The sequence below is a fragment of the Burkholderia sp. 3C genome (genome assembly GCF_054589155.1).
Window position 1 is genome coordinate 108,319 of sequence record NZ_BAAILN010000084.1, and the last position, 11,664, is coordinate 119,982.

An 11,664-nucleotide genomic window follows, 5' to 3' on the forward strand; every position below is an offset into this window, starting at 1 on the left:
AGTTCGGCACGGGTCGAAGCGGCGGATGGCGTCGCGTCACGGGCCTGCGTCTGGGTTGCCGCCTGGGTTGCTGCCTGCGTCACCGCTAGGGCCTCCGTCTGCGTCGTCGCGTGGGCCGCCGCTTGGGTCACCGCTTGGGTCACCGCTTGGGCCGCTGCCTGCGTCGCTGCCGGGGACTCCGTCTGCGTCGTCGCATGGGCGGGCGCTTGTGTAGCCGCGTAGGCCGCCGCCTGCATCGCTGCTGGGGACTCCACCTGCGTCGCCGCGTGGGCGGCCGCTTGTGTCACCGCGTAGGCCGCCGTCTGCGTCGCCACGTCGGCAGCAGCAAGCGTCGGGGGCGCTACCGCCTCGTCGGGCATCGCCACGCCACGCCGCGCCAGTTCCTTCGCCAGCCCGGATTCGAGCTGAAGCACGGTGCTGTAGTCGAACAGCAGCGTCACGGCCAGTTCGATGCCGAGCGCGGGCCGCAGCCTGGCCAGCAATTCGGCGCCGAGAATCGAGTCGAGGCCGTAGTCGGCGAACGGCGTGCGCAGATCGATCGATGCCGGCGCGACGTTCAGCGTCTCGCCGAGCGCGCGGAGGATCACCCCACGCAATCCGCTCCCGGCCGCCGTGCGCGACGCGATGGGCTGCGCCGTTTGCGGCACGGCCCGCGCCACCGTCTCGCGCGGCCCGGCCGGCAGCGGAGCCGGAACCGAAACCGAAGCAGCCGCCTCGCCGCGCGCAGCCATCAGCGGCGCCGCCGCGATGATCTGCTGGCCGAGCGCATGCTCGTGCTCCGTGGTCGTGGCCGCCGTCCTGAAGCCGCTGTCCGCCAGCACCTGCCGCCATCCCTGAGGCGTCAGCGAGGGCGAGCCGGGAATCCGGCGCGCGCCGTCGGTGAAACGCCACCAGCCGTCCAGCAGGCCGAACGTTAGATGTGTGAACACGGTGGCCGCGCTGGTTTCGTTGAGCAGCAGCAGGCCGTCGGGCTTGAGCGTGGCGCGCACGTGATCGAGGGTGGTACGCATGTCGCGCGTGGCGTGCAGCACGTTCGCGGCGATCACCAGATCGTAGGCGCCCGCCTCCACGTCCTGCCCCGCGATCGGCTGCTCGACGTCGAACAGCGCGGTGCGCAACGCGGGCATGGCGTCGGCATAGTGGCGTTGCGCGCGAATCAGGAACGCACGCGACACGTCGGTGAATCGATACTCGGCCAGCGCGTCACGCACGTCCGCCAGCGCGGCGAACACCTTCTCGCTGGTGCCGCCGGTGCCCGCGCCGATCTCCAGCACGCGTAGCCGCACACCCGGATCGATCTCGCGACGATGGCGCACGAACGCGGCCACCGCGTCGGCCAGCCGCGCGCTGAAGCGCGCCGCGACGGCATTTTCCTTGTAGACGCGCTCGACCTGAGCCAGCGATCCGGCCGGGAACATCACCGCCGTGGCCGGCGTCGCACCGCTCAGGATCGCCGGCAAGGCCCGCACCGTCGTTTCCACCAGCGCGATCTGCGCCAGCGGGCCGCCGTGCGCCTCGACGTCATGCCGATAGGCCTGCCACGCTTGCCAGGCACGATCGAGGTCGGCCGGCTGCGCTGCCGCGTCGGCGCCGCTCACGCGCTCCAGCAAGGCATCGATCGCCTCGCGCCAGGCCGTGTAGGCGGGCGCCACCGGCGTGCCCGTCAAGGCCTGCAATTGCGCGCGAACCAGGTCCGCCAATTCCCGTTCGAGCCGCTCGTGCTGCGCCAGCAGATCGGGCCGTGCCGGCGGTGCGCCGGGCGCGATCGAATCGTGCGCATCGAGCACGGCCGACAGCGTAAATTCAAGCGTTGAAGCCGGCGCGGGTTTCGCCGCCAACCAGTAGCGCTCGCGGGCGAACGGATAGAGCGGCAGGCTGACGATACGCGGCTCGGCGCCGCGCGGCAGGCTTTGCCAATCGACATCCCAGCCGAGCACCCACAGGCCGAGCACCTTGTCGAGACGGCCGCGCGCAATCCAGCGGCGCGCCAACTCGACGCTGTCCTCGTCGCCGACCAGCGGCGCAAGCAGCTCGCGATTGGCGCGAGCGCTGCCGACATGCACGCCGGGATGGTCGCGGCCGTCGAGGTAGGCGCGCAAGCCCGCCTCCAGTTCCGCCATGCCGGACGCTTCGATGGCCAACCGGGCATCCATCGCCTCGCGGCCCACCTGCAGCGTGTAGGCGAGATCGGCCAGCGCCGGCGCGTCGCTGGCGGCAACCGCTCGCTTCCCCGCCGCCTGCCCGTCGTGCGCGGCGGACGCACCGCCCGCCGCGAGCGCCTGCGCCACGCATTCCGCCGCCTCCGTCACGGTCGCGCAACGCGCGAAGCGCGCCGGATCGAGCGTCGTGTCGAACGCCTCGTCAAGCGCATGACGCAAGGCGATCCGTTGCGGCAGGTCGAGCCCGTAGGCCTCGAACGCTTCGTCACGATCGATTTCTTGCGCTGCCACGCGCAACAACGTGGCCACCCGCGCGCCGACCATGCCGGCCAGCGCATCGGGCGCGACCGACGCAACCGACGCGGCCTCGCCGGCCTCGGCCCGCGCAACGACAAAATCCAGCATCCGCTCGGCGTACTCGCGCAGCACCGCCGGCGTGGCCGCCGACAACACCACGGCCTCCGGCGTCGACGCGTCGGTTGCGCCCGGTTGGTAATCGCTGCCGCGGCCCGGCCCGTCATCGCCCGGCCACGCTTCCACGATCGCATGCGCGTTCGCGCCGCCCGCCCCGAACGACGACACGCCCGCGATCCGCCGCCCACCCGGCGCGACCGGCCACGGCGCAAGCTCGCGCTGCAACACGAACGGCGTGGCGAGGAAATCGATGTTCGGGTTCGCCTGCGTCGCATGCAGGCTGGGCGCCAGCGTGGCGTGCCGCATTTGCAGGATCACCTTGGTCAGCCCGGCGATGCCGGCCGCCGCTTCGAGATGGCCGATTCCGGACTTCACTGAACCGAGCGCGCAGAAACCGGTGTCGGGCGTGTCCTCGCGGAACGCCTGTGTCAGCGCCTCGATCTCGATCGGATCGCCGAGTTCGGTGCCGGTGCCATGCGCCTCGATATAGCTGATCTCGTGCGCGGCCACGCCGGCGCGGTGCAGCGCCATCCGCACCACCTCGCGTTGCGCGGCCGGATTGGGAACCGTATAGCCGTTGGCCTTGCCGCCGTGATTGACGCCGGTGGCGCGCACCACCGCATGAATCCGGTCGCCGTCGGCCAGCGCCCGCGACAGCGGCTTCAACAGCACGCAGCCCACGCCCTCGCCGGGCACGAAGCCGTTGCCGTCGAGGCCGAAGCTCTTGCAGCGGCCATCGGTGCTCAACATGCGCGACGCCGAGAGGTTCACGTAACTCGCCGGGTGCAGGTAGAGATTGACGCCGCCGGCCAGGGCCAGCTCGCAATCCCCGCGATACAGGTGCTCGCAGGCCTCGTGCAGCGCGGTCAACGACGACGAGCACATGGTGTCGATCGGCATGCTCGGGCCGTTCAGGTCGAGCGCATGCGACACGCGGTTCGCGACGCTGGCGAACGACGCCGACGGCCGGACCCAGCCACCGCCCTCGCCGCGATACGCGGCGTGCCGCCCGAAATCGTTCTTGGTCACGCCGGCGAACACGCCGACGCGCGAGCCGTGGCGCGCGGCCAACCGCGCGCGCGAATAACCGGCATCCTCGCAGCACTGCCAGGCGGCCATCAGGAACAGGCGCTCATGCGGGTCCATGGACGCCGCATCGCGCGGGGCGATGCGGAACAACAGCGGATCGAAATCGGCGAAACCCGACAGGAAGCCGCCCCACTTCGCATAGCTCATGCCTTGCGCGACGGCTGCGTCCGGGTCCGCTTCGAAGAAGCCGTCGAGCGGCCAGCGCTCGGCCGGCACCTCGTCGATCGCGTCGTGACCGGCGCACAGATTGCGCCAGAACCGGTCGAGGTCCGGGGCGTCGGGATACTGGCCGCTGAGGCCGATGATCGCGATCGGCTCGCGGACGCCCGGCGCGGGCGATGGTGCGATGACCGCTGCCGTGGTCGCAGCCGCAACCGTGTCCGGCGTGGCTGCGGCAGGCGCTTCGGCCAGGCCGGTCCAGCGCCGGCATGCCGGCTCGTGCGTCGCGGCAAGATGGCCCGCCAGTGCATCGAGGCTGCGGTATTCGAAGAACACCGTCTTCGACACCGCGCCGATCACCTGGCCCAGTTCGCGATTGAGCCGCGTGATCAGCAACGAATCGATGCCGTATCGCTCGAGTTCGACATGCGCGTCGATATCCTTGGCCTGCATTCCGGTCAGGTCCGCGAACAGCGCACGCAGGCGCTGCGAAACGCGCTGCATGAGCAGCGTGTCGGGCTGGAGCGCCGTTGCGACCGTTGCGCTCGTTGCGCTCGTTGCATGCAGTGCATACGTTGCGACGGGCGCATGCGGCACATTCGGCACGGCGTCAACCCGCTCCACTGCCACGAGGCGATGCCGGGGCGCGGTCTCGAAGAAGCGTTGAATCCGCTGCCGGTCGCCGGCGATCACCGCCGCGCGCCGCACGCCGCTGGCCAGCACGGCATCCAGCGCCGCCATGGCCGCCTCGGTATCGAGCGGACGCTGTCCCATGCGGTCGAAGAACGCCTGTTCGACCGAGGCGGGCACCCGCATGCCGCCGTCGCGCCACAACGGCCAGTTGATCGACACCATCGGCATTTCGCCATGCTCGGCCAGCGCGTCGAGGAAGCCGTTGGCGGCCGCATAGTCGGCCTGCCCCGGGTTGCCGAACGCCCCGCCGAGCGACGAAAACAGCACGAAGCAATCGAGCGCCATGCCTCGGCACGCGCGCGCCAGCGCCGCCGCACCGGTCACCTTGGGCGCCAGCACGGCTTGCAGATCGTCGGCGCGCTTGCGGACGATCGCACCGTCGCGATGAATGCCCGCGCAATGAATCACGCCGTGAAGCGCGCCATGCAGCGCGATCGTGGTGCGGACCAGCGCGACGGTCGCTGCCTCGTCGCCGAGATCGGCGCGCAGGTAGCGCGCGTGAATCCCGCTGCGATCGAGCTTGCCGAGCCATTCGCGGCGCGGCGCATCGAGTTCCGACGACCCGGCCAGCACCACGGTCGCGCCCGGCGCGTGCCGCGCGATATGTTCGGCGGTCAGCCGCCCGAGCGCACCCAGGCCGCCGGTAATCAGATAAACGCCACCGGCGCGCCAGCGCGGCGCATCGCCGGACGCCGCAGGCAGCGCCGCCCAATCCTGCACGAATCGACGGCCGCCCTCGAAGCGCACGCGGCGCTCGACCGGGTGGCGCGCTTCGTCGAGCAACGCGCGCGTGACGGCGTCCGCCGTCAAGTCGCGCGAGACGCCGATCAATTGGCAAACGAGGCCCGGCATTTCATCGCACGCGGTGTCCAGCATCGCGCCGAGGCCTTCGTAGATGCGCCGGTCGCCGTCGAGCGGCACCAGCACTTGCAGCAGCGCAGGCGCCTCCGTAAGAGACGCCTGCGCGAAGGTCTTGAGCGTGTCGAGCAGGCTGGCGGCGAGGGCCCGGTAGCGCGTCGCGAGATCGCCGTCGAGCTTCGGCGGCGTCAATATCCGCAACGACGCATCACCCGCCACCGCGATGTCGCAAGGCAGCACCCAGTGCGCGTAACGCACGGTGTCGAGCCCGCCCGCAACGCGCGGCGCCTCGGTCCAGCGCGGCGTCATCACGACCGTCTGCCGCGGCGTCTCGCCTTGCGCCTGTCGCGCCACGCCCGGCAGCCAGAAGCGCGTGGCCGCGAACGGATGCGGCGGCAGCGGCGCGCGGCGCGGTGTGTCCGGCGACAACGCTTCCTCGATCACGACATGCGCGTTCGTGCCGCCGAAGCCGAAGCTGCTCACCCCCGCCCGGCGCGGCCGCTGGCGGCCGGCCGCGTCGACCCGGCGCGGCCAGGGCTGGCGGCTGCGCACGAGATAGAACGGGCTGTCCTGCAATTCGATATACGGATTGACCTCGTCGCAGTGCAGCGTCGCCGGCAATTCGCCGTGACGCATCGCCATCAGCACCTTGAGCACGCCGGCCAGGCCGGCCGCCGCTTCGAGATGCCCGATGTTCGACTTGACCGAGCCGAGCCCGATGAACGGCGACGTGCCCGCCCGCTCGCCGAGCAGCGCGCGGTAGGCGATGCGCAGGCCGTTGATCTCCACCGGGTCGCCGAGGCTGGTGCCGGTGCCGTGGGTTTCGATGTAGTCGATCTCGTCGGCCGCGAGGCCGGCCATCGCGCGCTGCACCAGTTCGGCCTGGGCATTGGCGTTCGGCGCGGTCAGCGAACCGGCGTGGCCGCCGTGATTCTCCGCGCCGCCGGCCAGCACGCCGACGATGCGGTCGCCATCGCGGCGCGCGGCGTCCAGCGGCTTGAGCAGCAGCACCACCACACCTTCGCCGCGCACGTAGCCGTCGGCGTCCTTGCCGAACGTCTTGCAGCGGCCGGCGGGGCTCAACATGCCCGCCTGATCGGGGCCGGTGAAGCCTTCGAGACTCAGCGCCAGGTTCACCCCGCCCACCAGCGCCGCGCCGCAGCGGCCGGCGCGCAACGCATCGGCCGCGCGCAACAGCGCGACCAGCGAACTGGAGCAGGCGGTGTCGACCGACTGGCTCGGGCCATGCCAGTCGAAACAGTGCGACACGCGATTCGCGACCATCGCCAGCGAATTGCCGGTAGCCGCGAAGCCGTCGAACTCCACGCCGTGCTGCTGCAGCAGGCTCGCGTAATCGTGCCCGGTGACGCCGACGAACACGCCGGTATCGCGCGGCAGCTCGGCGGCCCGATAGCCGGCATCTTCAAGCGCACGCCAGGCCGTTTCCAGCATCAGCCGCTGCTGCGGATCGAGCCGCTCGGCCTCTTTCGGGGAAATACGGAAATGAGCGGCGTCGAATCGATCGATGTCGTCGATGAAGCCGCCCTGCATCACGAAGCCGGCCGCCCGCATGCGGGCCTGATAGGCCTCGCTGTAGCGTTCGAGCGGCAGCGGGCCGACCAGATCGCGGCCGGCGCTCAGGTGTGCGAAGAAGGCTTCGGCGTCCTGCGCGCCCGGCAGCCGCGCCGCCATGCCGATGATGGCGATGCGCCCGTCGGTGGCGGCGGGTTCGCTGTGCGACACGCCCTGTGCGGCGGCCGGTGCTCCCTGCGACACGCCCGGAGCAGCGGCCGGTACGCTCTGCGACACGCCCGAAGCGACGGCCGGTGCGCCCTGCAACACGCCCGAAGCGACGGCCGGTGCGCCCTGCAACACGCCCGAAGCGGCGGTCGGTGCGCCCTGCGACAAGGTCGAAGCGGCGGCCGTCGATGCATCGGGATTCGCGGCCCGAGCAGCTCGATCGATATCGATCGAAAACGCGGGCGCGGCAAGCGCCGTCGGTCGCGCGCCGTGGCGCGCGATCAGATGCGCCGCCAACGCGTCGGCGTGCTCGCATTCGAAGAAGATCGCCGGCGTCAGCGTGCTGCCATAGCGCGCATTGATCTCGTTGGCGAAGCGCGTCAGCGAGATCGAATCGAAGCCGAGATCGTAGAAGGCGGCCTTGGCGTTGATCTCCGCCAGCGGGAACTTGAGAATGCCTGCCGCGATATCGCGCAGTTCCGCGAGCAGGCGGTCGCGCTCCGTGGGTGCGTCGACAGCCGGCGCGGCAGGCGCGGCAGGCGCGGCCACCGTGGCCGTCGAAGCGAGACCGGACATGCGCGCCGGCCAGGCCGGTGCGGCGGCAGGCGCGGCATCCGCCAGCGGCAGCGCGGCGGGTTCCGCGGCCGATTGCGTGAGCGGTTCCGCGGCCGGTTGCATGAACGATTGCACGAGCGCCCCCGGCACAACGGCCCGAGCCGCCGTGAACCGGTCGATCGGCTCGAGCGGCGTCAGCCGCTCGGGCGCGCACAGCCGCAGCTCGGACCATGCGGCCACGCTCTCGCCACGCGCATCGAGGAACGACAGGTCGCAGACCTGCTCGGCAGCACCGGCCGGCAAACGCGAGCGAAGCAGCAGGTAGGCAACGTCCGCATCGGGGCACGTGGCGGGCACGTCGAGCGTCGCGATCGTCGCGATCGCCCACTGCGCGGCCTCCGGCACCGCCAGCAGCAGCGCCTGAAACGCCGCGCCGAGCAGCGAAGCGGGCAAGGTCTGGTTGCGCTTGAAGCTGTCCTGTTGCGGCGGCGCTTCGCGCAGCACGCACAGCAGCGAACCGTCGCGCAGCCAATGCGCGCGCTCCAGCACCTCAAGGAAAGGACCGAAACCAACGCCTCGCGCCGCGAGTTGCGCATACAGCGCGTCGCGCGCCTGCGTCTGCACGGCAGCGTCGATCAGCGCGGCGACCGGCGTGGCGGCCTGCGCCGGCAGCGCCGCGACCGCCTCGACCCGGGCGCGCAGGAAGGCGCGCCGTTCGCCATTCGCATCGAGCGTATCGAGCGCCACCGCCAGCGCCCCGTCGCCGACGGGCGCCAGCGCATAGTCGAGCCGCGCCACGCCGGGCCACGCCGGCGACGGCGCGAGCCGCAGCCCGCTCACCCGCAGCGCGCCGGACAGGCCCGCCTGCCGGGCGGCGGCGGCAGCCAGTTCAGCGGCCACGGTCGGCACGATCTGCTGCGCGCCCTGGCGCGCGTGGACAAAGTCGAGCAGCTCGCCCAGATGGAGATCGGTGGCGTAACGCAGGCCGGCGAGGTTCGACATGTTGGCGCCGATGAAGGGATGCAATTTGAGTTTGGCGCCGAGCGGCTGCACCACGGAGGGCGCATCCGCGAATTCCGGATACCAGCAGCGCACCCGTTCGAACGGATAGGCGGGCAGCGACACGCGGCGCGGTTGGCGTGCGCCGCGCAGCGCATCCCAATCGACGGCCACGCCGTCGCACCACAGCGGCGCGAGCCGATCGAGACGGCGCTCGCGCGTCGCAAGCGCCAGCGCTTCGGCCTCGACCTGCGGGTCCTGCTCCAGGATGTTCGCGGTGTAATGCCAGCCCGCGCGCGCGACGGGCGCGGCGAGGCCGGCCCGCAGCGCGGCACGCAGCCCGGCGCGGGAGTCCGCCACCAGGGCCAGGCGGCACGGCAGTTCGTTCTTGCCGACCTGCAACGTATAGGCGAGATCGCGCAGCGGCACGCCGTCGAGCGTGTCGAGCGCGGCGTCGAAGCGCGCCAGGCTGGCGCGCAGCGTCGCCTCGTTCATCGCCGAGAACACGAACAGCTCCGCCACCTCCGGCTCGCTTTCACGCGGCGCGGCGAGGTATTCCTCGAGAATCATGTGCGAATTCATGCCGCCCGCGCCGATCGAGGTCACGCCGGCGCGGCGCGGCAATTCGCGCTGCTGCGCATCGCGCAGGCGCGGCCAGGGCGCCAGTTCGCGCTGTACGTAAAACGGCGTGTCCTCGAACGGGATGTTCGGATTCAAGGTCTGCGCATGCAGCGACGGCGCAAGCTGGCCGTGCTTGAACTGCATCAGCACCTTGGCGATGCCGGCCACCCCGGCCGCCGCCAGCAAGTGCGCGATATTCGATTTGACCGTGCCGATCGGGCAGAACTGCCGTGCCTGGGTGGTCTTGCGGAACACCTGGGTCAACGCGCGGATCTCGATCGGATCGCCCAGCGCGGTGCCCGAACCATGCCCCTCGATATAGCCGAGCGTGGCAGGCTCGATGCCGGCGTCGTCGAGCGCCGCCTCGATCGCGGCGGCCTGCTGGTTCGGATTCGGCACCGTGAAGCCGTTGCGCACGCCGGCATTGCTGATGCCGGTGCCCTTGATCACGGCATAGATATGGTCGCCGTCGCGTTCCGCATCGGCCAGCGTCTTGAGCAGCAGCGCGCCCACCCCTTCGCCGAGGATCGTGCCGTCGGCGCCCAGACCGTAGCCGCGGATCACCTCGGCCGTCTTGGTCGTGAAGTGCTCCTGCGAGGTGGCGATCAGCTTCTGCGGATGCAGCAGCAGGCTCACACCGCCGGCCAGCGCCATCTTGCAGCGCCCGGCGCGCAGCATGTGCACCGCCTCGTGCACGCAGGTGGACGAGGCCGAACACATGGTGTCGAGAAAGTACGACGGCCCGGTGAAGCCGTAGAAATACGACACCATGTTCGGCACGGTGCCCGTATAGCTGCCGCTCGCCAGCGCGCCGCGCACCAGCATGTTCTGGAAGCCGTACAGATCGTATTCGTTGGTCATCGACCCGACGATCACCGCGACGTCGCCGCCATAGCGGCGCTGCAGGGTTTCGCGCGAATAGCCGGCGTCCTCGCAGGCCTCGACGCACGATTGCAGGAACAGCCGCACCTCCGGCGACATCAGTTCCGCCTCGTACTGCGAGATACGGAAATAGCGCGGATCGAATTCGTCGATGCCGTCGACAAACGCGCCGGTGCGAACCACCGTCTTGCCGAGCACGTCGCGCGACGGGTGCAGCAGCGCGTCGTGGTTCCAGCGCGCGGCCGGATAGGCCTCGAAGCCGTGCAGGCCGCGCGACAGCATGTCCCAGAACTGCGCCTGGTCGCGTGCCTTCGCCACCCGCAGCGACATCCCGACGATCGCGATGTCGTGCTGCCCGGCCGCCGCGGAGCCGGCCCGCGAAGCGGTATCCGGCTCGGGAGTCGGCGCCGGGGGCACGGGGGCGTCGGCCGCCACCGCGCCAAGCTCGCCCTCTTGCTCGGCGAGCAGCGCGGACAACGGCCCGGCATGTTCGTCGGCCAGGTAGGCCGCCACGCCGTCGAGATCGAGATATTCGAAGAACAGCGTTTTCGGCAACGGCCCCAGCACGGCTTCGAGCCGGTTGGTCAGCTCGACGATCATGATCGAATCGATGCCGTATTCCGACAGCTCGCGATTCGAGCGGATCTTCGCCGGGTCCATCTGGATCGACTCGGCCAGCGCATCCTTCAGCAGTTCGACCGCGACGCGGCGCAGCTCGCCGACGGCCGGCCCGTGGGGAACGGCAACCGACGCAACGGAAGCCGCGGAAGCCGACGCGGCCGCGAGCGCGACGTCGTGCTCGCGCGCCGCACCCGACGCCGGAACCGGCTCCGCCGCCCGGCCGAGCGCGTCGATCACGGCGGCGATCTCGCCCGCCACGCCGTAATGCACGCCGACGCAAGCAGGCGACGACGCACCGAGGATGCGCGAGAACGCCTGCCGGCCCTGCCCGGACGGCAGCGGCACGCTGCCGAAACGACGACGCAATGCGGCCAGCGTGGCCGCATCCACCGTCATGCCGCCTTCTGCCCACAGCGGCCACGCAATCGACACCGTGCGACCGCGCCGCTCGCCGCTCGCCACGCGCGCGCGCCGCCATTCGGCAAACGCATCGAGGGCGGCGTTGGCGACCGCGTAATCGGCCTGTCCGGCATTGCCGAAGCCGGCCGCGATCGACGAGCACAGCACAATGAAATCGAGCGGCAACGCGGCCGTTTCGGCGTCGAGGTGCCACATGCCGGCCACCTTCGGTCCGAACACGGCGGCGCTGTCGGCCAGCTTGCGCGTCAGGATATAGCTGTCGCGCAGCGCGCCGGCCGCATGCACCACGCCCTTCAGCGGCCCGATCTCGGCTTCGATGCGGCGCACCGCCGCCGCGACCTCGTCGCGACGGCCGAGGTCGCACGGCAGGTAATGAATCGTCACGCCCTGGCCGCGCAGGCCGTCGAAATCACGCAGGCGCGTCACCACCTCGGCGTCGCCGGCCGGCCGGCGG

1 protein-coding gene is annotated in these 11,664 nt (G+C 71.0%); it reads right to left on the bottom strand.

All coding sequences use genetic code 11. From position 1 onward, the window contains the following. Positions 1-11,664, bottom strand: an 11,664-nt coding sequence (locus ACYP33_RS14750; protein ID WP_459622656.1) for an SDR family NAD(P)-dependent oxidoreductase, incomplete at both ends; no start/stop codon positions are given.